The following is a 25,492-nucleotide window of genomic DNA, read 5'->3' on the forward strand; positions in this document are numbered from 1 at the left end:
TAATCTATATTGGTAACAAATTTAAATTTCGTTCGATTTTTTTATAAAAAAATAAGGGAACGCTTAACGTTCCCTCTCAAATCCAATCCGTTTTTTTATTTCTGCTAAATTTACCTTCGCGATTTCTCTTGCCCGCTCAGCACCTTTTTCTAACGCTTCGTATAATAAATTTGGCTCATTCATATACATCTCATATTTTTCCCGAGGTCCGGCTAATTCACGGTCTACAACGCGAAACAACTCTTTTTTCACATCGCCCCATCCAATGCCAGTTTCATACTTTTCACGCATTGACTGCATTTCATTTTCTGCCGCAAACTCTTTATAAATCATAAATAACGTTTCCAATTCTTTCGGTTCATTTGGAAGTGAAGAATCGGTTTTGATTTTAAATATTAACTTTCGTAGCTTTTCTTGCTCTGCAAATAACGGGATCACATTTCCGTAACTTTTACTCATTTTTCTTCCATCAAGACCAGGTAATATTGCACCTTCTTCTTGTATGACATACTCCGGAAGTGTAAATGTCGTGCCGAATGTATGATTAAAATACGTCGCAATATCACGCGCAATTTCAATATGCTGAATTTGATCTTTTCCAACTGGTACATGAGTAGCTTGAAATAGTAATATGTCAGCTGCCATTAAAATCGGATACGTATATAATCCCATATTCACACCTGCATCAATTTCTAATCCCGTTTCTTTATTTTGCTCTACCTTCGCCTTATAAGCATGGGCACGGTTCATAAGCCCTTTCGGAGTTAGACAAGCTAATATCCAAGCTAATTCTAGAATTTCCGGCACTTCCGTTTGTCAGTAAAAAATAACATCTTCTCCAAGCCCAAGTGATAACCAAGTAGCTGCTACCTCTTTCGTATAACTACTGAACTTTGCTGGATCATGCACAGCATTTAACGCATGATAATCAGCTATAAAGTACAATGCTTTTCCTTCATTATTTTTTGACATTTGCAATGCAGGTTTAATTGCACCAATATAATTTCCTAAATGCGGATAACCTGTCGGCTTAATTCCTGTTAACATAATTTTCTCGCTCATCCTAACTCCTCCTTTCTCAAAATAAAAAGAGCCCCTCATCCTAAAAAAAGGACGAGAGACTCCCGCGGTACCACCTTAATTAGCTATATTATAGCTCACTTCAACTTCTTAACGTGAAGTAACCGTCTTCGCCTACTCATTTCAGCTAGAAGCTCCAGAGCCCATTCCATATTCATCACTTACTGATTCCCACCAAATATCAGCTCTCTGAAAAGTTGTGAATATGTACTCTTCTCTTTCATTGCTTTTTAGTTATTTTTTACAGTTTATCACATTCCCTTTCCAATTAAACCCTAATTTTCTGTTTTATATAGCAGGAATTTTCACCTTGATTGTCTAATAATATATAGGTTTGCAGAAATACTCGAAACAACTTTGGAGGTTTTTTCATGGTAAAATATATATCCATTTTAGGTTCAACAGGATCCATTGGCACATCTGCATTAGATGTCGTTTCCGCTCATCCTGAACATTTTAAAATCGTCGGTTTAACCGCAAATTATAATATCGATCTTCTCGAAAAGCAAATCGAATCGTTTCAGCCTCGTATTGTAAGCGTAGCGACAAAAGAATTAGCGGACACATTACGTTCTCGTATTTCAACAAATACAAAAATTACATATGGAACTGATGGTTTAATTGAAGTATCTACCCATCCTGATACAAATCTTGTATTAAGTTCAGTTGTCGGTGTTTCAGGTTTACTCCCAACAATTGAAGCATTAAAGGCGAAGAAAGATATCGCTATCGCTAACAAAGAAACTTTAGTTGCAGCTGGACATATTGTCACCGAACTAGCGAAACAAAACGGATGCCGCCTAATTCCAGTTGATAGTGAACATTCAGCCATTTTCCAATGTTTAAATGGGGAAAATAATAAGGAAATCGAAAAATTAATTGTTACAGCTTCTGGCGGCGCTTTTCGTGATAAAACACGTGAAGAAATGAAAACATTACAAGCGAAGGATGCTTTAAAACACCCAAACTGGTTAATGGGCGCAAAACTAACGATAGATTCTGCCACGTTAATGAATAAAGGGTTTGAAGTGATGGAAGCTAAGTGGCTATTCGATATTCCTTATGAAAAAATTGATGTTATGATTCATAAAGAAAGTATCATTCACTCTTTAGTGGAATTTATTGATGGATCAGTCATGGCACAACTCGGTGCTCCTGATATGAGAATGCCGATTCAATATGCGTTTCACTACCCTACTCGACTACCTTCATCCTATGAAAAATTAAATTTATTAGAAATTGGTAGTTTGCATTTTGAAAAACCAAATTTAGAGAAGTTCCCCTGTCTACAATATGCATTTGAATGTGGAAAAATTGGCGGTACAACTCCAGCCGTATTAAATGCAGCGAACGAAATTGCAAATGCACTATTTCTTAAAAATGAAATTGCATTTTTCGATATCGAAAAAACAATTTACAATACAGTTGAAGCTCATCATAACGTAAAAGATCCTTCACTCGATGATATATTAGAAGCTGATCAATGGGCACGCCAATACGCAAATCAATTGTTAATGAAAAAGAGCTAAAACAGGTTTCTCTGTTTTAGCTCTTTTTTCACGTATTCAACTTCACAAATCTATAACCGTGCGTAACTAAAACTTTTAATATCGCATATCCTGGAATTGCTAAAATAATCCCCATAATTCCAAATAAATTTCCCGCAGTTAAAATGATAAATATAATAGTAATCGGGTGTATATCTAACTTTTTCCCCATGACTTGCGGAGAAATAAATTTACCTTCTGCTAATTGTACAATCATCATAACGATAATTACTTTTAACACCATTGATGGCGAGTCGATAAATGCGATAATTAAAGCTGGTGTAATTGCAATGATTGGTCCTACGTACGGAACGATATTTACAATCATCGCTAAAATAGCAAGTAGTACCGCATATTTAATACCAATAATAAGATAACCGATTAATAGCATAATACCGATAAATAAACTAACAATAATTTGTCCTCTAATATACGAACTAATCGCATAATGCATATCATCTAGTATTCTCTTCGCAGCTGGTTGTCTTTGCTCTGAAATAAACTTCAAAAAGTGATTCGGTAATTGCTCACCATCTTTTAAAAGATAGAACAATATAAACGGAACCATGACAAATGTTAAAACAACTTCTGTAAGTGTACTTAAAAATCCAGTTACATTTCCTGTTACTGATGATAATGATTTTGTAAAGTTCATTGTAGAATCTTTTACGATATTAGCAAAATCAATATTTAAACTTTCCTGCATTCTACCAATTACATTACTTTCTCCAAATTTACGTGCTGCCCTTTCGATTTCATGCCCGAAATATGGCAAGTTATCTATTAAAGCATTTACTTGATCTTTAATAATTGGAATAACCGTGACCGCAAGAAAAACAAATAATCCAAGAACAATTATATATATCGAGGCAATTGACACAATTCTCGACACACCTTTTCTTTCTAAAAGAGAAACGAATGGATGCAATATATAAAATAGTACTCCCGCTAATAATACTGGGAAAAAGATTGTTTTTAAAAATACGACGAACGGTGTAAAGACGAATGATATTTTTGTAAGTAATAATATATTTACAAACAGCAACGCGAATCCAAGTAGTACAGCTAAATAATTTTGTTCTTTAAAAAACTTTTTCAACTTATCTCTTTTTCTTATATTTACTTTCTCCAAGTGTACCACCTCTCTAATTAGGAAAAGCCCTAAAAGGGCTTTATAAAACAATCAGTAATAGCCTTTATTTTCTTGCAGCTTTTACTACAAATGATACAATAAGAATTAACACAATTGCACCTAATAATGCTGGTACGACATGAATCCCACCAAACGATGGCCCAAAAGATCCAAATAATCTACTACCTAACCAAGCTCCTAGTAAACCAGCAATTATATTTCCAAACATACCAGCTGGAAAATTTTTACCCGTTATAGAACTAGCAATTATACCTATAATAGCACCAACTATTAATGTGATAATCCATCCCATTTCTAGTCCTCCATTTCTATTATAGTTTGTATGATCAAATACAAGAGTAGCAAAACTCTTATATAAGATTTCAAATTCGTTTACACTAACCATATCCTACTATAGAAATAAACGTAAGAATAATATATGTATGGAGATACATATATTATATGCAAAAAAGAAAAATATTGTCAAACTTACCCAAAAATCAATTATGTTAATATACCATATTCAAAGGAGGCTTCCTTATCTATGATTCATAAGTTACTTTCCAGTTCTCATGAGGTAGCAGTATCTATTTTACAAGTTCAAATTCCAGCTTATAAAGTTGAAGCAGACTACTTAAATAGTACTGCCATACCCCGTTTATATGATACTGTAAACGATATTCAAAGTTGCGCTGAAACATTCTATGGATATTTTTCTGAAAATAGACTTGTCGGTTTTATTTCTTTTGTACAAGAAGAACAACTAATGGATATCCACAGGCTAGTTGTATCGCCCGATTTTTTTCAAAAAGGAATTGCAACGAAACTCCTAAGTTATATATTTAACATGTTCCCTTCTTCCATGACATACATTGTACAAACGGGTAAAGCGAATACCCCTGCTATTGCATTATATAAAAAACACGGATTCATTGAAGTAACAAATACAGAACTCCCTGATGGTCTAGTTCTTACAAAACTTAAAAAAACAGAAAAAATAAAACAGTTTGACTTATCTGTTTATTTATGTTATTTTTTACTTTATAAAACCTTTTGCTGAGTCCAAATTTTGGAGCGGGGGAACCATTTTTGTAGCAATGCTACTTGGGGCGAATCTTTTTTAAGTAGGGAAACTCTCACTTCCCGAGTCCGACAGCTAACCTCGTAAGCGTAATGGGAGAGGAAGGTGCTTTTTGCCTATGTTACACAGTATGCCTCCTTAACTATAAAATGTGGAATCGATATCATTTTAGAGACCTATATTTATAGAAAAGGAGAGATGTATTATGTTACGTTTATCTGATCACGCAATAAAAATGATGGAGCAAAGACTTCGACTCGAACAACATCGCACATATCAAGCAAATAAAGTTGTAGATAACTTACATCACAAATACTTTTTCCAACATATTTTTCAACCAAAAAGATAAAGAAATTGTTCATTTAACATCCAAAACACAAGGTGTGTCTAAAAAGACATCCCTTGTGTTTTTATATTTCCTGTGCTTTTTATAATATCCTCACTACATTTAAACTTGCCGTAATTGTCCCTGCTATAGTGGTCACATGCCCAACAGCTAATGGGCCATTTTGTAATACAAACGTTGAATTTGCACTCGCTACATTCACAAGAAGTGTATTTGAAATGGCTGGCTCTAGTACTACAGTTGATGTCGTTACATTTTGTATAAAACTCCCTGTTACTTGTGTTCCATTTAATAGTAATCTTACAGATACTACTTCATTCCCACCATTTGCACTTCCTTGAAAATAGTAGCTTACTAAATAGATTCCTGGCGTCGATACTGTAACAGTTGTAGCACTAGTTAAAGATACGCCAGCTCCATATACAGTTGATCCCGAATTAATTGGAATGTTGGCATTTGCCGCAATTGTGCTTGTTGATGTAGAAAAGAAGTACCCACCACCTGTTGATATAGCAGATGATCCAGTTGCTCCAGTTATCCCTTGTATTCCTTGGATTCCAGTCGGTCCAGTTGCACCAGTCACTCCCGTCGGACCGGTTGCTCCTGTTGATCCGCTCACCCCTTGTGGACCTTGGATTCCTTGGATTCCTTGGATTCCTTGAGGACCGGTTGCTCCTGTTGGACCAGTTATCCCTTGTGGACCTTGGATTCCTTGGGGGCCTTGAAGACCCGTTTCTCCCGCCTGGCCGGTTGCTCCGGTTGGACCGGTTACTCCTTGTGGACCTTGAATTCCTTGTGGACCTTAAGGACCAGTTGCTCCCGTCGGACCGGTTTGACCTGTTGAACCACTATTACCAGTAGGACCCGTTTCTCCTATAAGCGGAAGAGGCAGTGCCACTCCAAATTTTTTGCACTTTCTATGATGACGCACAACAATCCCCCTTCCCCAAAATAATTACACCTTTTATATGAAATGCATTTTCATATGAAAAGTACACATCTGACCTCAATTTTTAAAAAATAAAGAAGCCTATCATTTCATCTGTTTGAAATGATAGGCTTCTTTTTATAAAACACTTTACTTTCTCACCTTAATAATAAAAGTAGTTGGCACTATTCTAGCTTTATATAAAGAATAATATTTCGTAGAAGGTTCAGCTATTTCTTCATCAAATGCACGAGACGGTTCAGGCTCTTCTATTCTCTCAATTGTAAATCCCGCTCTATTTAACTCATTTATGTATGTACTTATTTTTCTCTTATATAATGTCGCTTGCACATTTTCTCCTTTAAATGTTTCAAACGTAATAGGCGTTTCCTCATGATAAGAAGACTTTAAAGCAATTTCTTCTGTACCATACTGTAAGTTTGAATATACGGGATGCTCCCAGCTAAAAATAAAACTTCCTCCTGGCTTTAAGTATGAATAAATCAATTCCAACGTTTTTCCTAAATCTGAAGTCCAACCTAATGCATAAATGGAATATGCAATATCAAAATACCCTTTCGGAATATCTCCTTCTTCTTCCATTGCTCCGCATATTAACTTTAGATTCCAACTCTTTAACGTTTCTTTCGCTGTTTTAATTTGTTCACTTGAAAGATCAAGACCCCATACTTCCTCTGCCCCATGTTCTGCCATATATTGCAACGAATGCCCACTTCCACATCCAATATCAAGAACCTTTTTATTTCTGATTGAATCAAACAAATGAATCTCATCTTCAGACGCTGTATACGGACCATATTCCGGTAAACAATCCACTTGAAAGAAATAAGGTGCAACTGTATCCCAACACTTTTTATTTAAAGCTAACATTTGTGTACCTTTCATATTCTACATCCCCCCATCCAATTTTCTTCCCCTAATATAAATTACACATTATAACTTGATCTCCCTTTTCTTTTCGCTCGGTAGTTTTTCACTTTTGCGATCGTTCCGCACGCTCTTCCTCCTTCTTCTCCAGCATACATACCGCACCATCTTTTACTTCCATTACGCGAATGATCATAAAAGACCCAGTGGCAATCCGGACATGCTTTTAACCTTCCCCACAAATTTTCTTGAATCGCTATTAAAACAACGCTTAATATTTTTGTATACACATTCTCTTCGTGTATTGGTTCATATGTAATACCTTTCATATCTTCCTTTACATGTACTTGAAATGGGTATTTTTCTAACCACTTTTGCAACGATCCTTCCCCTTCAATTGTTAGCCGAATGTCTTCTCGAAAACGTTTCAATTCATCTATCGTATGAAAAAGAAACTCTTTATGAAAATGTTTTTTCATAAATTGCTTTATATCACCTTCTGTTTGCAACAAATCAATTGGCTCTCTCGTATCATTTGGTATTCTCCATGTATTTAAAAATCCCCGAATATATTCTAATTCATTTGGTGCGTTCTGATTCAATTCCATTCACCTTTTTCTTAAAATTTACTTTTTTCTAACTTTATGTATAATTATAATATAAAATCGTTAACCACTAATTAATTTTACTGGTTACAAAATTAGGAGGAGTTCTATGAAAATTTTCTCAATACCGATACGTTTCATGCTTATTGCTTCATTTTTCATGTCTTTTGGTTATTTTGCGGTATATGCCTTTTTAGCTATTTATCTATTAAATTTTCTCCACTTTTCAGCGATGCAAGTAGGAACAGTTTTAACAGTTATGACAATCACATCTCGAATTATCCCTTTATTCTCAGGGCTAATCGCGGATAAAACAGGTTATATCATTATGATGATAGCCGGATTATTTTTAAGAGGAATCGGATTTATAGCCTTAGGAATATGCTCTGATTTCTATACAATTTCTATTTCTTCCGCACTTATCGGTTTTGGGACTGCATTTTATGAACCTGCTGCTCGCGCCATATTCGGCTCACAACCAGCTCATATGAGAAAAAGTTTATTTACATACTTAAACCTTAGTTTTAATTGCGGTGCGATAATCGGACCAATTGCAGGAGGTTTCTTACTCTTACTCAATCCGATATATGCTTTCTCTCTAACAGGATCTCTTATGCTGTTATTCTCTCTTATCTTTTACTTGCTTAAAAATCACTTCCAAGTCTCTACTGAAAACACGTCTATTACATTAGGAATACAGGCAATCTTTCAAAATAAAACCTTTCTTTTATTTTCATTTATTATGATTTTCTTCTACATTATGTTTACTCAGCTTACTGTCGCACTTCCACTTCATATGAAAAACATTAGTCATAGCAACCAGCTCGCTACACTAGTTATTACGATAAATGCAATAACAGGCGTCATATTTATGGTATTATTCCGGAAACTCTTTCATAAATACAACACACTTTCTATTATTAAATACGGTGTTTTATTAATGGGTATTTCCTTTTTACTCATTCCTTTATTCCAACATCCATATTGGCTATTTATTTGTGTAATTTTATTTACAATCGGTGAAACGCTCGTATTACCTAACGCTGATATCGCTATTGCAAATTACAGTAACGAATCGTATACAGCTACTTATTTCGGATTTTATCAACTATCACTCGCATTTGGTTTTATCGTTGGTAATTATACCGGTACATCGTTTACATCGAACTTAAACGGAATGTATGCACCTTGGCTTATTTTCGGTACATTTGGACTTATCGGCTTTATTGCATTACATATTTTAAATACTAAAAAACTTATTTCTAAAAAACATGAATCCCTATGTAAAGATACAAAACACCTTTAAAAAATTACAATTTTCAAGAATTAGGAAATGCGAATTTACAATAATAAACGTATCTTTCAATACGATAAAAAACATAAAATCCTGAAGCTATCCCTTAAAGTAAATATACACCTGTTACATTTTACATATTATGGTATAATATTGTCAGATTAATAGCTATTTATCTATGTTCCACACTAACGGTCTAGGAATGACAAATCAAAAGGTTTTTAAATTAGGGGGGATCTTGTGAAAAAGATAAAAGGATTTAGCCTTCTTCTATTCATCCTAATCACATTATACGGATGTTCAACTATAGTAGAACAGTCTTTAGAAACTGGAAACGGCAGTATTGAATTATTAACACCCACGATTACAACAAAAGATAATAAATTAGAAATTAAGACCGAGGGCATTGATGAAAATAAAGTGACTTTTATTTATGTAGCCAATAAAAAAGTATTGGAACAAAAAATAAATAATGGTGAATCCTACAGACTTAACATTAAAGATATCGAACACGCTCATAGGACGGACTACAAGCCAAGAGTTCAACTTTTGCAAACGAAAGATGATAACGAAGATGGAGACATGACAACCTTTAAACAAGTTAGATATACAGTTGAAAAAAATTAATTTTATAATTATTTCATTTAAATGTAACGAACGTAAATATACTTTTAACAGAGGGTAAATATAAGAGGTGCTAATATGAAAAGACGATGGATTTTTTGGTGGATTGGTAACATATTTTGTATTACCATTTTTGGGATATTGGCAGCTATCATTTGGCTAAGAGAGGTTGATGGTACTGGTGTTACTCAAACACCCGAGCTGAAATTAGTAGCATTTATCGTTTTATTAATTGCATTTATATTACCGATAATTATTCAAGCTATATGGCTAATTGTTAATTTGAGAAAGAGCAATAAAAAATAATCATACATAACTTTAAATTTTTTTAGAATTATACGAGAAATTATTTTTTTAAAAAAGAGAGGAATCTTTTTTAAAATAGATTCCTCTCTTTTACATTTTCGTATTCATATAGGATTATGGTTATAAACTTATTTTAAGCCATACTACTCCCTTTTTCTTACGATGCATGTTCATCTTTCTTCTTCTTCAACAACGCTCTCTTCTTCATCGCCTTCGTTAAGTATCCACCTTTAAACGAACGAATTTCATAAGAAGACATAAACGCTTTCGGTGCGATTTCATTAATAATTTCCAAAAGTTCTTTCTCTCTAGAGCGCTTTGCAACGATATCTAAGCGATAACGTATAGAATTTATTCCTTCACCTTCAAATACCGTAACACCGAATCCAGAGTGACGTAATTCATCTACTAATTCATTACAACGGTCTAGTAAACTAACTTGATACGTAATATAACCAATTGCTAATTTATTCTCTATATAACCGCCTAATAAAAGTCCCGTACTAAAGCCAATGACATAGGCAACGATGTTCATCCAATTTGATAAATCTTGAAACACAATACCTAAACTGACAATGTAAATAGCTCCTTCTAACAATCCAACACCAGCAGCGGATCTTGTTTGATTCTTTACAAGCAAAATCGTACGGATTGTTAAAATTGGAACATAAATAATTTGAAGCACAAAAATAAGTAACGCTTGTAACATTGGTATCCACCTCTTTCAAAAAGTCTTTTGTCATGATAACATACATAAGCTTTAGAAATCGATGGGTTTTTAAATTTTTTTTAATTTTTTTTCATACTATTGAAATGCCTCAAAAATAAGCGTATTATGTTTGGCGTAAATTCGATAAGTACCAGTAATTCACTCGTATTATATCATTTATTTTTAAACCCAAAAAAGGAACCTGATTAGGTCCCTTTCCTCATAACCCTATGTTTTTCGAAGCTTGTTCTCTTTGCTTCTCTTCTTCTTTTACTAACTGCATATTTGCATAGGCTAAATTCGCAATCATTAAAAAGTGTCCACCTAATATTCCAGTACCAAATGCCCACATTTCCATTTCATGCTCAATTTCATACATAATGATAGCCCCTAATATTGCGGCTGCAAATCGGTTTAAAACTCCTAATCCAGGAGCCTTTTCTTTCATCACGATACTTCTTCCTAATTTCTCCACTCTGCGAGCTAATAGCCAAAGACAATATGCGCTAACTGCTAAACCAATACCGAATCCTGTCACTTGTTTCCCAAACGGAGTAACCGCCCACATTAGTAGTAAACCACTAAAGATCGTATACAATTGTAATCGATATACACGTAAGGCTACTTGAATCAAAATATCCGCTCCTAATTTCACATTTTATTATGTGTCAGAAGAAAAGCAGCAACTTACACAGTTGCTGCTTTCTCTTGTTCTTGTTCCATTTTTTGAATTTCAACACGTTTAATTTGATAAGCATCTTTTTCTAACACTTTAAATTCATAGCCTTCTGCTTCAACGTATTGTCCTTCTTCGATTTCATGATTTTGCATCATAATCCATCCACCGATTGTATCCACATCGTCTTCTTCAATGTGTAATCCAAACAAATCTTTTACTTCTGAGATAAGCACTTTTCCATCAACAATTTTATGATACTCGTTCACATGTTGAATTGGTGGTGCTTCATCTTCATCATATTCATCACGAATTTCGCCGACGATTTCCTCCAATATATCTTCAAGCGTTACAATTCCAGCTGTTCCTCCGTACTCATCATATAAAACAGCCATTGGAATTCGCTTCTTCTGCATTTGCAGTAATAAATCATGAATTGGAGTCGTTTCCATAACTTCAATAATCGGACGCATATACGTGCGAATCGATGATAAATCTTCTTGATCGTTGTTCATATATCGAATAAAGAAATCTTTTACGTTGACCATACCGATAATATCATCTTTATCTTCTCCAAAAATCGGATAACGTGTGTATCGTTCATTTTGGATTACTTTCATGTGTTCTTCTACTGAATCTTCAAGATAGAAACCAACGATTTCTGTACGCGGTACCATTATCTCTTTCGCGATGCGATTATCAAATTCAAAGATATTATTTACATACTTGTATTCAGCTTGATTAATTTCGCCACTTTCATAGCTATCCGAAAGAATAAGACGTAATTCTTCTTCTGTATGAGCTACTTCATGTTCAGAAGCTGGTTTCAAACCGAATAAACCAGTTATAACACGAGCTGAACCGTTCAATACCCAAATAAATGGATACATGATTTTATAGAACATCATTAACGGAGTTGCCAATAACAACGTTACTTTTTCAGCCTTTTGAATTGCCAGCGTTTTCGGAGCTAATTCCCCTACTACAACGTGTAAATATGTCATTAGCATAAAAGCAAGACCAAAAGTTAATACTGATGAAATAGAAGGATTTATGTTCCATTTCTCAAATAACGGGTGTAATAACTTTTCGATTGTCGGTTCACCTAACCAACCTAATCCCATCGCTGTAACTGTAATACCTAATTGACAAGCAGATAAATATTCATCTAAATTTGTTGTTACCTTTTTCGCTGCTAATGCGCCGCGTTTCCCTTCCGCAACAAGCTGATCAATGCGACTTGAACGTACCTTAACAATCGCAAACTCTGCTGCTACGAAAAATCCAGTAAATGCGATTAAAATCGCAACCATGACTAAATTAAATATTTCCAATGAATCCCCTTAGTTAAAAAACTAAGGTGTCCACCTCCTGTATACTATAATGTTTTCTTATTTGTTCGTTAGAAAACATAGCCCGATACAAAAATTAAAGAGGTCGGATTTCACTTATTCTATAATAATAGAGCAAGTGTCTGTATTAAAGCTGTCGTTTGACCAGATAAAGATTTCGATATTTTTTCACGTTGTGAATCAGTCAATTCATCTAAAAGAGGCTTTAACTCTGTTAGTTCTGCTTCTAATCTATGAATATGGTCTGTCACTTCATTCACATGTTTCGAAACGTGTTCATTGATACCGAGCAGCTTCTTCTCCTCGATCTTCTCTTTAATCTCACAAAGCGGCATATGCATTTCTTTGCACTTCTCAATAAATTGTAATGTCTCAAATGCTGTTTCGTCGTAATAGCGATAATTAGATTGAGATCGCTCCGCTTTTAAGATTCCTAGATTCGTATAATAATCAATCGTTCGTTTCGACACGTGAGCCATGAGAGCCAACTGTCCGATTCGATACACCTTCCCAACGATCTTCCCCCCTTGTTTATATTACTACCATCATACAATACATAAACTGTACAGTCAAACGTGACGGTTTATCATTCATAATTTATACAAAATTTATCGTCTCATCTTATACAATCTAATCTATTAATTTAATTATATAATAAAATACTTAAATTCAAAAAACCAAAACGAACGAAATATAACTATGAAATTTCCCGTTCCTTTCTAATTTAAGTACATATCATAATAACATCGATATCAAATTTTTTTTATAATTAGGAGGAAAAAATGAAAGCTGTTATTCTTGCAGGTGGATACGGAACAAGGATTGGGGAAGAAACTCATTTAAAACCAAAACCTATGATTGAAATTGGAACAAAGCCTATTCTATGGCACATTATGAGTTTGTATAGTCATTACGGCATTACTGAGTTTATTATTTGCTTAGGCTATAAAGGATATGCAATTAAAGAATTCTTTCTAAATTACAACTTACACATGTCCGATTTCACGATACATTTAAGCGACAATACAATTACTAACCATTCTCATCGTATAGAACCATGGACAATTACACTGATTGATACCGGTCTAAATACCGAAACAGGTGGACGAGTTAAGAAAATACAAAATTTCGTCGGGGACGAACCTTTCTGCCTCACTTATGGCGATGGATTAAGTAATATAAATATAAAAGAACTGATGGCATTTCATAAAAAACACAGCAAAATAGCTACTGTTACTGCCGTACAACCTCCAGGCAGATTTGGTTCTCTCGTATTAGATAAACAGTCTGTAACATCCTTTCAAGAGAAACCATTAGGTGATGGCGGATGGGTTAACGGTGGATTTTTCGTTTTAAATCCTGATATTTTCAATTACATTAGTGGAGATAAGTCTGTTTTTGAAACAGACACTTTAGTTCAGTTAGTAAACAAAAACGAATTGGCCGCATATCAACATACTGGTTTTTGGCATCCAATGGATACATTGCGCGATAAAAATAAATTAGTCGAGCTATGGGAAAGTAATAACGCTCCGTGGAAGGTTTGGTAATATGGCTTCATCATCTTTTTGGAATAAGAAAAAAGTATTTATTACAGGACATACTGGCTTTAAAGGCTCATGGCTTACTCTTTTTTTAACTTCATTAGGTGCAGAAGTAGTTGGCTATTCTTCTCACCCCCCATCCACCCCTAACCTTTTTGAACAATGTAACGTATCAAAAGAGTGCATAACAATTAAAGGCGATATTACAGATTACGATTCTTTATTCCATGCCCTGAAACAACATAACCCTGACATACTATTTCATTTAGCAGCTCAGCCAATCGTCACCACTTCATACAAAAATCCTATCGAAACATTTAAAACGAATGTTTTAGGTACTGTTCACGTATTAGAAGCGGCAAAGCATATAGAAAGTATACGTGGCATCATTAATGTTACAAGTGATAAATGCTATGAAAATGATGGGAGCGGTAACCGGGCATTCGTGGAAACTGACCGACTAGGAGGTTTCGACCCTTATAGTGCTAGTAAAGCTTGTGCTGAACTAGTTGCAACATCATATCAAAAATCATTCTTCCACACTAACACTCTGAAACTTGCCTCAGTAAGAGCAGGTAACGTCATCGGCGGCGGTGATTGGGCAGAAGACCGATTATTCCCAGATATCATTCGTGCATATTTACAAGATAATACATTAAATATTAGAAACAAAAACGCTATTCGCCCATGGCAACACGTATTAGATCCTTTACATGGCTATATTCTATTAGCTGAAAACCTTTCGAAAGACGCCGAATATGCAGCAGCTTGGAATTTCGGCCCGATGAATGAACTTAACAGAACCGTTCATGATGTCATTCAATCTATAATAAAATTATGGAATCAACCACTAACAATCCTTTCCCCTCATACAAATACTCTTTATGAATCACCTATTTTAACACTTGATAGTACAAAAGCAGTAAATAAACTCGGTTGGACTCCTAAATTATCAACAGATCATTCTATCGCTTGGACTGTTGATTGGTACAAAAAATATGCATCTGGTCAAAATATGGAATCTTTCACGCGACAACAAATCGATGCATTCAAAAATTTATAAGGGGGCTATAAAATGGAACAGAAAAAATGCCGTTTTTGCCACTCATTACTCACAAATACTTTTTTAGATTTAGGCGTTTCTCCTCTCGCTAACTCATTTGTAGCTCCAGAACACTCATATAAAATGGAGCCATTTTATCCGCTGCACACGTTTGTTTGTAACTCTTGTTTACTTGTACAATTAGATGAATTTGAATCTCCGCACAATATTTTTCATGACTATTTATACTTTAGCTCTTATTCCTCCAGTTGGCTACTACACGCTAAGCAATATGTAGAAATGGCGATTAAGCGTTTCAACTTAACAAACCATTCGAAAGTGATTGAAATCGCAAGTAACGATGGATACTTATTACAATACTTCCAAAAAGAAAACATCAATACTACTGGAATTGAACCAGCGAAAAACGTAGCAGAAATCGCTATCCAAAAAGGAATTCCTACTGAAGTGAATTTTTTCAGCAATGACTTAGCAAAAAAGTTACCACAAGCTGATTTAATCGTCGCAAATAACGTATTAGCACATGTTCCAAACTTGCATGATTTTGTCGCCGGTTTAAAAACGTTATTAAAGCAAGATGGCACGATAACAATTGAATTCCCTCACTTATTAAACCTCATATCCTTTAAACAGTTTGACACAATCTATCATGAGCACTTCTCTTACTTCTCTCTTATAAGTCTTCAAAAAGTTTTAGCTTATCATCATTTGAAAATTGTTGATGTAGAAGAGCTTTCAACGCACGGTGGTTCATTGCGTATTTTTGTAAACCATCACAGTGACTCATCCACTATCCATTCCAGTGTTACAAATATAATCCAAAAAGAAGTAGATCACGGGCTAGATACATTAGATTGCTATCTCCTTTTTTCTGAACGCATAGAACAATTGAAAATAAGTATTTTAAAGTTTTTTATCGAAGCAAAAGCTTTAGACAAACAAATTATCGGTTACGGCGCTCCTGCTAAAGGAAACACCCTTTTAAATTATTGCGGGATAGGAAAAGAGTTTCTAAATTATACAGTAGATAAAAACCCTCACAAACAAAATCTCCTTCTACCAGGAACCCGCATTCCAATACAATCTCCTGAAGAAATAAAACGTACAAAACCTAATTACATTCTCATACTTCCTTGGAATTTGAAAGACGAAATTATGAAAGAATGCTCTTTCATTCGTGAATGGGGCGGCAAATTTTTAGTAACGATTCCAGAAGTTGAGGTGATTGAGCCATGAAAAAAATCCTTGTAACAGGCGGTAGTGGATGGATTGGTAAATATGTTGTAAATTCCCTTATACAAAAGGGCTATGAAGTGCACGCCACCTACAATACAAATAAGCCTTCTCACCTTTCTTGCCATTGGCATAAAGTAAACTTACTTTGCGATGAAGAAGTAAAAAAACTCATTTACGACATGAAGCCTAGTCATCTCATTCATTTAGCTTGGGAAGCAGTGCCACCAGCGTGTTATGTATCTATTAATAATTACTATTGGCTTACATCCAGTATCTCATTAATTCAACACTTCACAACGTGCGGCGGAAAGCGAGTCATCGTTGCCGGTACTGGCGCAGAATATGAATGGTTTAACGGCGTATTATTTGAAGATTCACCGCTTCTTTCCTATAAAACCCCGTATTCATTATGTAAAAACGCACTACATTCCTGGCTACAATCATACGCTGGGCAAACCGGCCTCAGCATGTGTTGGAGCCGCATTTTTCATATGTATGGCCCTCACGAACAAGGGAATCGACTCGTTTCTAACATTATCACGTCCTTATTAAAAAATGAGGAAGCACTATGTACACATGGAAAACAATTAAGAGATTTCCTCCATGTGAGTGACGTCGCTGATGCTCTCGTAACAGTATTAGAACGCAATGTTACAGGCACAATCAATATCGCTTCTGGTCAATCTGTACAAATTAAAGAATTAGCTTCTATCATTGCTAAAAAAATAGGAAAAGAAAATTTAATTAAACTAGGTGCGATTCCTTTCTCTAAAGATGAACCTTTATTCGTCGGTGTTAATGTAGAACGTTTAAAAACTGAAGTAAACTGGAAACCGACGTACAATCTAAATACTGGAATCGAAGAAACAATTTTATGGTGGGAATCATTTATAAAAAAGCATAACGATACGCAGCACTAAAACGTAAATCCTTCGTCTCTCTCGCTAATTCCTTATACCATTCTTCTAATCTTTCAGGTGTAATAATGTGATGTGTCCCCATTCCTGCATGCTTACTACCTTCAGAAAGAGTCGGACCAATTTGTAATTTCCTCTTCCTCATCGCATCGTTCCACGGACTAAATCCAAACCATGCAATACAAGCAAGAGGTGGGTAATTCATAAATTCATGTGCAGTTAAATGCCTTCCAACAGTGTAGCTTCCATGTTCATTATTATGAATGAATCTACCTCTTCTCCATAATCTCCAATCTTCCGGTAAGTAACCGTGAAATCGCTGTTTCATTAAAGGTATTCCAAAGTTAAGTTCCGGATAATTATAGTTAAGATCATCGACCATAATAAGCCCTTCCAGCCAATACATCCTCTCTCCCAATTCATTTAGTGATTTCCAAAACTGATTTTTATCTTGCACACAAAGAAACTCAGTCGTATTTAAAATCATTTTCCAACCTTCTACTTCTTGTTCCACCCTCATCACTTCATGGTCTGTCGCTAATGCATCAAACTCTGGATTTGTAGAATCTCGCACTTCCCAATGCGGTGCGAATTTTTTGCAAATTTCGACTGAACGATCTGTAGAACCTTTATTAATTAAAATACCATGATCAAACAGTTTCGTATGATGCATAAGCCACCACGGTAATAAATACTCTTCATTGTAAAAATGAGAAATAACGGTTGTAGTTATAATAATCTCCTCCTCTTTCTCTATTAATCTACTTTTTCATCCTACTCTTAATATACTTATCAGTTATGTAATTGGTTTCTTTTATTTTTAAAATATGTTTTTCTACCATATACTATGCTTTCTTCGACAACCACCATTTTCTAAAGAATCAACTCCGTACAATTAACATCCCAATAAACTGAAAATTAAGTTATAATATCATTATAAAATTATGAAGGAGGAATGCGCTCATGTACTACAACACTTCATTCGAAAACGATCAACCTGTAGTCCGTCTATAATCTAAGACGGGCATTCATATAACTAGTGCACTATGCCTCGTCTTAGGGAATAAATCATAACCCTAAAAATAGACGGAGGTAATTCAAATGAAACAAACAATTTTAGGAGCTATATGTTTATCTCTAGCAGCAAGTATATGGGGCGGTATGTACGTCGTTAGTAAATACGTACTCGACTTTATCCCGCCACTTACACTCGTTTGGCTACGTTTTATTATCGCTTTTGTTGTTTTATATGTGATTTTGAAAATAACTGAAAAAAAGCAAAAGAAAAAAGTACCCATCCACAAAAAAGATTGGCTATTATTTGCTTGGATTGGATTCATCGGGTATTTCATTTCAATCACATGTCAATTTATCGGAACGAAATTATCCGATGCTCATACAGGCTCCTTAGTGACATCAGCTACACCTGCATTTATGGTTATATTTGCAGCGTTCATTTTAAAAGAGAAACTAACTACTCGTAGACTTTTATCAACTATAATAGCGACAATCGGTGTCATTATCGTTATCGGATGGGATATTGAAATCGGCTCCTATTTTATCGGTACAATCATTTTAGTTGGAGCCGCTATTACGTGGGCTTTACTGTCCATTTATGTAAAAATCGCTTCCGCTCGATTTTCATCTTTAATTATTACAACGTACGCAATATTCTTTTCACTCTTTTTCATTACACCTTTTATGGTATGGGAACTCCAATCAAGTCCTATTGAACATATAAACATGTACGTATTATTAGGCGTACTCTATTTAGGAATTGTCTCAACCGCAGGTGCATTTTTTCTTTGGAATAAAGGGTTAGAATTAATGGATGCTAGCATTGGCTCATTATTTTTCTTCTTTCAACCTATCGTCGGTTCAATACTTGGCTGGCTCCTATTAAATGAGACGTTAAGTAGTAACTTTTTCATTGGTGGTATCCTTATTATATGTAGCGTTATAATTACTACTTTTGAAAAGAGAACGTAGTATAAAAAACAGGTAGAGACTTAGTCTCTGCCTGTTCGCATAATTGGGTCTTGGTCGTGAAAACCAATGCAAATTGGTATATTACTTTGCAAACCACTACGTGCATTGATAAAACTACACACTGTTCTTGCGATTAAATATAGAGTAATACCTACAGCCTTTTTATCTGAATCAAAGCCATTTTCACCATAAATATCAGCTAGCTCTCCTAAAGATGGTCCTTCTATTTCATCCGTCCAATCACTGGCCCAATCATCATCCTCTACTTCAAGAAACATGTAATCGTCACAAACATAGAACTGACTATCCCACTCATTATCAAGATCATATTCAAAATAAATTGCTTTTACCTCTTCACTTGCAGTAATTTCTAAAGCTTCTTTCAAACCTATCCTCATACTTTCCCTGTATGAATCTAATGGAATCAATTTAATTCGCTCCGCATCCTCACTTGACGCTAGTGTGCGACAAATATCATAATACTTCGATTCTATTTGAGATACCGATAACGAAAATACGGCTTCCTGCATTTCCTCTAAATACTGAAAAATATCCAAACTATTTCACTCCATACTCTTTACGTAGTCCAATGAACTGGACGAGACAACACTTTCGGTAATTTCGTATATTTGTCCCCTTTCGCCGCATTAATTTGCACTTGCGTAAGAAAAATACTATTTGTAAAATCTGTCCCGCGAATATCTGCATCTCGCAAATCTGCTCCGATGAGATCCGCTCCCCTTAAATTTGCATCTCGTAAATTAGCCGCAATAAGATAAGCTCCTCTTAAATTTGCTCCTTGTAAATCCCTCTTTTTAAGGTTAGCTCCCATAAGATCTGCTCCGCGGTGACTGATTCGTTTTTTACGTGCAACATTCATTTCCTTCCATACTAATTCACTCGTCTCTAAAAGGAGAATGTTCACTTCTGCACGGTGTAATGGCACATTTACTTCCATTAACTCATCTGAACTTAAATTAGAAAGACGCTCTGTCTCTTCAATTGCTTCCTTCAGCTCTTTATGAATTGTCTGCGTCGCCTTTAATAGAATAGCTTCCTTCAAATACCAAAGCATTTCATGAAGCTGATGCATAACCGGAAAAGCATCATACATTTCTCTCGCATGCTCGGCATCTGTCCGCCAATCAATTCCTTTAAACGTAACTTGAGAAATCTTTTGTCCAGCACCGAAACATTCAAATACTGTACAACCTTTATAGCCTTTTCCTCTAAGATCTCTATGTATACTACATTTATAATCTGATTGTAGATTTGTACAAGGTTTACCACCATCTTTATTCACCGCAAAATCTACTGATGCTGCAAACGGTAATGCTACACAACATAATCCAAAACATTTTTCACAATCCGCTTTTAAACTATTGTAATTTACATCCTCTTCTACACGAAAATAGTCGTTATGATTAGTCAAAATATATACCCCCTGTTGTCTTTTGACTATTTCATAATATTCCAACTGCACTAAATAATCAATTTTAAAACAAATGGACCTATTTCATTTCAAACAACAACATAATCCGTCTATTTCTTTTCATTTAAAAAGGACACCCACTACAATATTAATTATAATTAAATTAAGAACTTTCAAATAACGAGGAGGATTACGATGGCATTAGAAATGAAAACAAACTGTCAAATTTGCGACCATTCCCTTCAGCCTGATTCTGAAGCATACATATGCGTGTATGAATGTACATTTTGTGCACCATGTACAGAGGAAAGACAAAACGTTTGCCCAAATTGTGGCGGCGAGTTAGTACGTAGACCGAAAAAGAAATAATAAAAAGGCAAAAACGAACAGGAATATGTTCATTTTCGCCTTTTTATTTAACCATTAAAATTACTTCTATTATTGATTTAAATGATTTTTAACTGCCCTTATAACCAACTCATGATCTACTTCTGGTGGTAATCCTGAGACGGTTATCATTCCAATAACCCCTACGTTTTTTATTTGGATAGGAAAACATCCACCAAACGCAGCATATTCCGAGCCATCTAAACGGTATTTTTCATGATATGGAATTCCGCTTATTTCACTTTCTATCTGCATATAATACGAACTATGATTATGCAGGGAAACGACCCGTTTTTTACGCTCAATCCATTTCGTATTTTCCTCAGTTGTCCCTGTCATCTTGAAATGAAATAATTGCACACCATTTTTGGTTATATCAACAGCAATCAACTTTCCCTCTCGCTTTGCTGTTTCAACGATAAATAAACCTAATTGCAAGGCATCTTCATTTGTAAAAGAGGAAAATTGAAGTGTTTCCTCCTCTATTAATATTTGTTTACTTATTTCACTCAAATTTGAAGTACTCATATCTTTAACCTCCCTAATTGTCTTATACCACATTGACATTTTTTAGAATTACCAGACTCTATAGTACCGTAACGCTTGTTTTCTTCTTACTGGTGCTATTATGAATTATATTTAACACATTAAAAATGTATGTTCTTTAAAGTGCTATAGATACTAAACATTTAGTACAAGAATTGTCTACTTCCTTGATTAATTAAAATATAGTAAGGTGTTTGCATTTTTACAGTGCTACAATGTCCTTGCGAAAAGATACTATATTTTACTCGTGTGAATACCGAAAAAGCCAAATTAATACACGCGAATTCATTACAAGAAATACAAAAAAGCAAAGCGCCCACGCTTTGCTTCCTACAAAATCCCTTTTAACTTTTCACAAATTAACTTCGCTAAATATTCATAACCTTGTGGTCCGAAGTGTAAACCGTCTTTTTCATCATCTTCTACAAATCTCTTATAATCCTTTTCTTGAATCATTTCAGCGTACAAATTGAGAAAATGACTTCCTGTTTCTTTCGCCACTTCCTCAACCACGTCTGCATATTGACCGAGTACTTCATTCGTTCTATTATGTTGCCTTGCTTCATCAACTGGTGCAGGACTAATAAGTAATACTTTTTCTGGTGAGATCGTATTTACAATTCCCTCTAAATTTTCTTTGTACGACTGTAATGGAACTGGATCAAATAATACCGAATCATTCGTACCGATAAAAACTGTTACAAAGTCTGGTTCATGCGATAATACATCCTCTTCAATCCTTTGTAGTACATCGAGCGTATTATCACCCGGAATACCTGCATTAACCACTTTCCAATTTGGAAACATCTCTTGCAAACGTGGTGTTAACCTCGGCGTTCCATCAAAAAATGTTTCATCAGCTGTAATACTATCGCCAAAGCATACTAACGTTTTCATTAATCTAGCACTCCTTTTACGTATGAAACAACTTTCCTTCTATCGCTTTCACATATCTTTCCGCAGAACGTTCAACTGCCTCATTTGCATTTTCTTTTACTACTCGGTGAAAGGCGTTATATAGACGATTAAATTGTAACGGCTTCACTCGATTCGCCATCTCTTCCACTTTCCTTGCTGGTAGTGGAATTAAGTTCGGATAACTATACATGAAACTCACCCACCGCCCATCCGCTACAACTTGAATAATATCACCTGTTAATAATATACCTTTCCCATCATTTCCTTCTTCCCAATGTAATACAGAACCGCCACTAAAATGCCCTCCGAGACGATGCACAGTAATTCCATCTGCTAATTGTAAAGACTCACCAGTCCAATAAATAATACGACTACTCGGGCGCATAACCCACTCTTTATCGTTTTCATGTATATAAATTGGTACATCGAACGTTTCTGCCCATTCTACTTGCGTTGAATAATAATGCGGATGCGACAGTGCAATCGCATCTAATCCGCCCCACTCTTTTATCTTCTCAATCGTCGTTTCATCTAAATAAGTAATACAATCCCACAGCAAACGATATGACTCTGTTTTTACTACAAATGCCGTCTGACCGATCGCAAATTCTGGTTTTGTCGTAATACTATAAAGCCCATTTTCTTCTTCTATAATTTCATTTTTATATGTATCACTCGTTTGCAAGTTTTCTAAAGTTGTCCATGACTGCCCTTTCGGATTAACATATTGTCTCTCCTCATCACAAATAACACAACTTACCGGTTCTTCCACACTCGCTGCATACTGTACTCCGCACGTTGTACAAACGAAATTATTCATAGTTATTCCCCTATCCCTTTAATTTTTTATTAAGCTGATATTTGTTGATCGTTTTCTGCTTTTTTATTTTCAAGTGATACGCTTATAAGAGTAATAAAGTAGACAACTGTAACCGCCATAGGAATTACAATAAATCCTTTTCCCGCAAAAAGAATCCCACATACTGACGTTACTAATACAGTTCCTACTGATAAAAAACCATAACTTTTACTTTCATAAATCCATACATATGGTAAAAAATGAACACCTATTAACATCGCTACTACAAAAGGTAACCACTCCGGAAATTGAAAATATGCAAGTAATACAAACGGGATATTCAATACATTTATCCCACCAATTACTCCAGCTAAAGTCCCTAGCGGGTTTCCTTTCGCAAACATGTCAATTTTTAATATAGCAGCTATCATTAAGCCGAAAGGAAACACACAGCCCATACCAATTAAATATACCCACACAACTTGCCTTTCTGAAAGAAGAACACCAGTTATGCTCGCTACAATCCAAAATAAAAGACCAGCTATTATAACAGGAAATCCCTTCTTCGTTTTTTGTGCTAAATCTCTTTTTGCTTCTGAAATGTTCATTTCACTATCTCCCCCTCCCAATATTTGTGCTATCAAGTCGTCTCAATTTCGCCCATCCAATAACGCCAAGCTTCTAAGTAATCTTCTAAATCTTTTGGGTGGTGTCTTAAGCATGTATCGATACGCAAATATAAACCTATTACTAGTTCTTCATATAAATCTCGGTCCCTTTTACGAAATACACATTGTTTCATCACATACTGAATGGTCTCTTTCGTCAAATCTTCTGGTGTTGAACAGAACGCGTAAATTAAATCGTATATAGGATCTCCTAGTACTGGTAATGGATCAATTACTCCATACAGCTCATTCTCTTGGAATATAAAATTATGAAATCCGAAATCACCATGTAATAAAAATGGCTGATTTATTCCAGTCCCCCTATTTGGACTATTCGCTAGTTTAAGAACAATTCTATACTCTTCCTCACTTATGTAACGTCTTACATTTTCATAAGCTTCCATCACATTTGCCGTTAAAAATTCATTCCAAGATTGAACCGGACTTTCTTTCCATCCCCAGCCTTCTGCCCCTGGAACCATTTTATACTTATTGACAACTTCTTTTACAAGTGTACGAAGCGTACTTCGTTTATATCCTTGTTTACACAAAGTATTACCTTCAAGGAAAGAATACACGAAATATGTATGTAAAGGTTCCTTATACAAAAGCTTTGAAAATAAACTATTCTCCTCATAAAATGAGAGAAAATTAGCTTCTTCACGTATTACTTCCGCTTCATTCAGCTTTACTACATATTTTTCGTCCAACAAATATACAGTACTTGTCGTTCCTCCGTTCAACGCTTTTACGCTATTTGGATCATGTGAAATAACTTTCTCCTTAACTAGTTGTGCAGCAATTATTGAAATGTCCATTCTCTCACCCTTTAATTCCGAAGATTCCCCCAATTCGAAAGACAACTTTACTATTATTTGACAATCGCAAGAGAATCCCTTCTAACATCTTAATATTGCAGAAATTAATTTTCATTTTATCAAAACGGCTTCCTTCAAGATTTCATCATATAATTCATTCCATTTATAATGATACGCTGCACTCTCTTCTACTCTAACAAACATCCTTTTATCGGATTCATACTCACCGTCAAACTTATGCACTTCATTAATCTCCATCCGGTAGAACGGCTGATACCCTACTTTTGGATACGGACTATTTTCATTCCAATTTGGATTATCACTATGGTCAACGATAATATATCCAAATAAAGTACATTCTCCTTTTACATAACCTTCTTCCCACGCTTCTCTTTTAAAACATTCTTCTGGTAGTTCCCCTTCTTCTATATGCCCACCAGGAAAGTCCCAACCACGCTGCTCATGGTCTATCAGTAAAACCTTATTATTATTATGAAAACAAAAACCGTGAACACTCGTGATTCTTTCGTATTCTGGCAATATACAATCTTTTTTCCACGTTAACCTCACTTTTGATTCCCCATAATTTGCGCATATAGTTACCATT

The 25,492-nt window shown here is 35.1% G+C and carries 29 protein-coding genes, 2 pseudogenes, 1 riboswitch and 1 other annotated feature; of the genes and pseudogenes, 12 read left to right on the forward strand and 19 right to left on the reverse strand.

Annotated features, from left to right (window positions below; translation table 11 throughout):
* Positions 1-63 precede the first annotated feature (63 nt).
* Positions 64-1,062 (reverse strand): annotated as a pseudogene (locus tag ABH957_RS05070) (tryptophan--tRNA ligase).
* A 44-nt stretch (positions 1,063-1,106) separates the two neighbouring features.
* Positions 1,107-1,313, reverse strand: a binding site (T-box leader).
* 138 nt (positions 1,314-1,451) lie between these two features.
* On the opposite strand from ABH957_RS05070, the gene ABH957_RS05075 reads away from it, so the two are divergent.
* Positions 1,452-2,609 carry a 1-deoxy-D-xylulose-5-phosphate reductoisomerase gene (locus tag ABH957_RS05075; RefSeq protein ID WP_404456800.1) on the forward strand — a complete coding sequence of 386 codons (1,158 nt, stop codon included), beginning with the start codon at positions 1,452-1,454 and terminating at the stop codon, positions 2,607-2,609.
* A gap of 28 nt (positions 2,610-2,637) precedes the next feature.
* Here the strand turns inward: ABH957_RS05075 and ABH957_RS05080 are convergent, their stop codons facing one another.
* Complete coding sequence (locus ABH957_RS05080) at positions 2,638-3,759, reverse strand: AI-2E family transporter (protein WP_404456798.1); 1,122 nt, start codon at positions 3,757-3,759, stop codon at positions 2,638-2,640.
* A 64-nt stretch (positions 3,760-3,823) separates the two neighbouring features.
* On the reverse strand, positions 3,824-4,072 hold the full coding sequence (locus ABH957_RS05085) for a GlsB/YeaQ/YmgE family stress response membrane protein (protein ID WP_002033357.1): 249 nt from the start codon (positions 4,070-4,072) through the stop codon (positions 3,824-3,826).
* A 231-nt stretch (positions 4,073-4,303) separates the two neighbouring features.
* Here ABH957_RS05085 and ABH957_RS05090 point away from each other — a divergent pair, with 231 nt between their 5' ends.
* Together ABH957_RS05090 and ABH957_RS05095 are read left to right on the forward strand one after the other, a co-directional pair.
* Positions 4,304-4,819: a GNAT family N-acetyltransferase gene (locus ABH957_RS05090; RefSeq protein WP_404490816.1), complete on the forward strand. Its 516-nt coding sequence runs from the start codon at positions 4,304-4,306 to the stop codon at positions 4,817-4,819.
* Positions 4,804-4,946: riboswitch (cyclic di-AMP (ydaO/yuaA leader) on the forward strand. It overlaps the preceding gene by 16 nt.
* 99 nt (positions 4,947-5,045) lie before the next feature.
* Positions 5,046-5,189, forward strand: coding sequence for a hypothetical protein (locus tag ABH957_RS05095; RefSeq protein ID WP_000945246.1), 144 nt, complete (start codon positions 5,046-5,048; stop codon positions 5,187-5,189).
* A gap of 79 nt (positions 5,190-5,268) precedes the next feature.
* Here the strand turns inward: ABH957_RS05095 and ABH957_RS05100 are convergent.
* From ABH957_RS05100 to ABH957_RS05110, 3 genes and pseudogenes are all read right to left on the reverse strand, one after another.
* Positions 5,269-6,087, reverse strand: a pseudogene (locus tag ABH957_RS05100) (collagen-like protein); the annotation flags it as partial.
* Positions 6,088-6,264: 177 nt separating this feature from the next.
* Positions 6,265-7,020, reverse strand: coding sequence for a class I SAM-dependent methyltransferase (locus ABH957_RS05105; RefSeq protein WP_404456794.1), 756 nt, complete (start codon positions 7,018-7,020; stop codon positions 6,265-6,267).
* 41 nt (positions 7,021-7,061) lie between these two features.
* Positions 7,062-7,604 (reverse strand): CGNR zinc finger domain-containing protein, encoded by a 543-nt coding sequence (locus tag ABH957_RS05110; protein ID WP_078176842.1) that lies wholly within the window; start codon positions 7,602-7,604, stop codon positions 7,062-7,064.
* Positions 7,605-7,716: 112 nt separating this feature from the next.
* On the opposite strand from ABH957_RS05110, the gene ABH957_RS05115 reads away from it, so the two are divergent.
* The 3 genes from ABH957_RS05115 (at position 7,717) to ABH957_RS05125 (ending at position 9,831) form a co-directional block, all read left to right on the forward strand.
* Positions 7,717-8,913, forward strand: a complete 1,197-nt coding sequence (locus ABH957_RS05115) for an MDR family MFS transporter (RefSeq protein ID WP_404456792.1) — start codon at positions 7,717-7,719, stop codon at positions 8,911-8,913.
* 228 nt (positions 8,914-9,141) lie between these two features.
* Entirely contained in the window at positions 9,142-9,528 is a 387-nt protein-coding gene (locus ABH957_RS05120; RefSeq protein ID WP_404510700.1) for a hypothetical protein, read from the forward strand.
* 75 nt (positions 9,529-9,603) lie between these two features.
* Complete coding sequence (locus tag ABH957_RS05125; protein ID WP_404448513.1) at positions 9,604-9,831, forward strand: DUF3923 family protein; 228 nt, start codon at positions 9,604-9,606, stop codon at positions 9,829-9,831.
* 157 nt (positions 9,832-9,988) lie between these two features.
* On the opposite strand, the gene ABH957_RS05130 is transcribed toward ABH957_RS05125, so the two are convergent.
* The 4 genes from ABH957_RS05130 to ABH957_RS05145 form a co-directional block, all read right to left on the reverse strand.
* Entirely contained in the window at positions 9,989-10,540 is a 552-nt protein-coding gene (locus ABH957_RS05130; RefSeq protein ID WP_002190204.1) for a DUF2179 domain-containing protein, read from the reverse strand.
* Between the two features lie 220 nt (positions 10,541-10,760).
* The gene (locus ABH957_RS05135; RefSeq protein ID WP_002190205.1) at positions 10,761-11,174 is read right to left on the reverse strand and encodes an ATP synthase subunit I; all 414 of its coding nucleotides are present in this window, start codon (positions 11,172-11,174) and stop codon (positions 10,761-10,763) included.
* Between the two features lie 53 nt (positions 11,175-11,227).
* Positions 11,228-12,550, reverse strand: coding sequence for a hemolysin family protein (locus ABH957_RS05140; protein ID WP_002137356.1), 1,323 nt, complete (start codon positions 12,548-12,550; stop codon positions 11,228-11,230).
* A 119-nt stretch (positions 12,551-12,669) separates the two neighbouring features.
* Complete coding sequence (locus tag ABH957_RS05145) at positions 12,670-13,074, reverse strand: MerR family transcriptional regulator (RefSeq protein WP_078178706.1); 405 nt, start codon at positions 13,072-13,074, stop codon at positions 12,670-12,672.
* A 276-nt stretch (positions 13,075-13,350) separates the two neighbouring features.
* Here ABH957_RS05145 and rfbF point away from each other — a divergent pair, with 276 nt between their 5' ends.
* From rfbF to ABH957_RS05165, 4 genes are read left to right on the forward strand one after another with little or no spacing between them, the layout of a single operon-like run.
* Positions 13,351-14,118, forward strand: coding sequence for a glucose-1-phosphate cytidylyltransferase (gene rfbF, locus ABH957_RS05150; protein ID WP_404456788.1), 768 nt, complete (start codon positions 13,351-13,353; stop codon positions 14,116-14,118).
* Position 14,119: 1 nt separating this feature from the next.
* Positions 14,120-15,175: a CDP-glucose 4,6-dehydratase gene (gene rfbG / locus ABH957_RS05155; protein ID WP_404448508.1), complete on the forward strand. Its 1,056-nt coding sequence runs from the start codon at positions 14,120-14,122 to the stop codon at positions 15,173-15,175.
* Between the two features lie 12 nt (positions 15,176-15,187).
* Entirely contained in the window at positions 15,188-16,411 is a 1,224-nt protein-coding gene (locus ABH957_RS05160) for a methyltransferase domain-containing protein (RefSeq protein ID WP_404456785.1), read from the forward strand.
* Positions 16,408-17,331 (forward strand): NAD-dependent epimerase/dehydratase family protein, encoded by a 924-nt coding sequence (locus ABH957_RS05165; RefSeq protein ID WP_404456782.1) that lies wholly within the window; start codon positions 16,408-16,410, stop codon positions 17,329-17,331. The genes ABH957_RS05160 and ABH957_RS05165 overlap by 4 nt, the downstream gene beginning before the upstream one ends.
* Here ABH957_RS05165 and ABH957_RS05170 read toward each other — a convergent pair.
* Positions 17,300-18,085 (reverse strand): glycosyltransferase family 2 protein, encoded by a 786-nt coding sequence (locus ABH957_RS05170; protein ID WP_404448590.1) that lies wholly within the window; start codon positions 18,083-18,085, stop codon positions 17,300-17,302. The genes ABH957_RS05165 and ABH957_RS05170 overlap by 32 nt on opposite strands.
* A 344-nt stretch (positions 18,086-18,429) precedes the next feature.
* Between ABH957_RS05170 and ABH957_RS05175 the strand changes: the two genes are divergently transcribed.
* Positions 18,430-19,317, forward strand: coding sequence for a DMT family transporter (locus ABH957_RS05175; RefSeq protein ID WP_404448502.1), 888 nt, complete (start codon positions 18,430-18,432; stop codon positions 19,315-19,317).
* A gap of 20 nt (positions 19,318-19,337) precedes the next feature.
* Here the strand turns inward: ABH957_RS05175 and ABH957_RS05180 are convergent, their stop codons facing one another.
* Entirely contained in the window at positions 19,338-19,874 is a 537-nt protein-coding gene (locus tag ABH957_RS05180; protein ID WP_404490815.1) for a hypothetical protein, read from the reverse strand.
* A gap of 20 nt (positions 19,875-19,894) precedes the next feature.
* The gene (locus tag ABH957_RS05185) at positions 19,895-20,749 is read right to left on the reverse strand and encodes a pentapeptide repeat-containing protein (RefSeq protein ID WP_002185327.1); all 855 of its coding nucleotides are present in this window, start codon (positions 20,747-20,749) and stop codon (positions 19,895-19,897) included.
* 195 nt (positions 20,750-20,944) lie between these two features.
* Here ABH957_RS05185 and ABH957_RS05190 point away from each other — a divergent pair, with 195 nt between their 5' ends.
* Positions 20,945-21,118 carry a DUF1272 domain-containing protein gene (locus tag ABH957_RS05190; protein WP_001162783.1) on the forward strand — a complete coding sequence of 58 codons (174 nt, stop codon included), beginning with the start codon at positions 20,945-20,947 and terminating at the stop codon, positions 21,116-21,118.
* Between the two features lie 69 nt (positions 21,119-21,187).
* Here ABH957_RS05190 and ABH957_RS05195 read toward each other — a convergent pair whose 3' ends face one another.
* The 6 genes from ABH957_RS05195 to ABH957_RS05220 all read right to left on the reverse strand — a co-directional run bounded on the left by ABH957_RS05195 (position 21,188) and on the right by ABH957_RS05220 (position 25,491).
* A complete protein-coding gene (locus ABH957_RS05195) occupies positions 21,188-21,664 on the reverse strand; it encodes a heme-degrading domain-containing protein (RefSeq protein WP_404456776.1) in 477 nt (158 codons plus the stop codon).
* 348 nt (positions 21,665-22,012) lie between these two features.
* Positions 22,013-22,579, reverse strand: a complete 567-nt coding sequence (locus tag ABH957_RS05200) for an SGNH/GDSL hydrolase family protein (protein WP_404510702.1) — start codon at positions 22,577-22,579, stop codon at positions 22,013-22,015.
* Positions 22,580-22,595: 16 nt separating this feature from the next.
* Positions 22,596-23,420 (reverse strand): MBL fold metallo-hydrolase, encoded by an 825-nt coding sequence (locus ABH957_RS05205; protein WP_404456770.1) that lies wholly within the window; start codon positions 23,418-23,420, stop codon positions 22,596-22,598.
* Positions 23,421-23,449: 29 nt separating this feature from the next.
* Entirely contained in the window at positions 23,450-24,007 is a 558-nt protein-coding gene (locus ABH957_RS05210; protein WP_404456767.1) for a DUF7010 family protein, read from the reverse strand.
* A 32-nt stretch (positions 24,008-24,039) separates the two neighbouring features.
* A complete protein-coding gene (locus ABH957_RS05215) occupies positions 24,040-24,885 on the reverse strand; it encodes a phosphotransferase family protein (RefSeq protein WP_404456764.1) in 846 nt (281 codons plus the stop codon).
* A gap of 111 nt (positions 24,886-24,996) precedes the next feature.
* Positions 24,997-25,491 (reverse strand): NUDIX hydrolase, encoded by a 495-nt coding sequence (locus ABH957_RS05220; protein ID WP_215551955.1) that lies wholly within the window; start codon positions 25,489-25,491, stop codon positions 24,997-24,999.
* Between the last annotated feature and the right edge of the window lies 1 nt (position 25,492).

Source organism: Bacillus sp. RC242, from assembly GCF_044908245.1.
GTDB classification, from domain to species: domain Bacteria; phylum Bacillota; class Bacilli; order Bacillales; family Bacillaceae_G; genus Bacillus_A; species Bacillus_A mycoides.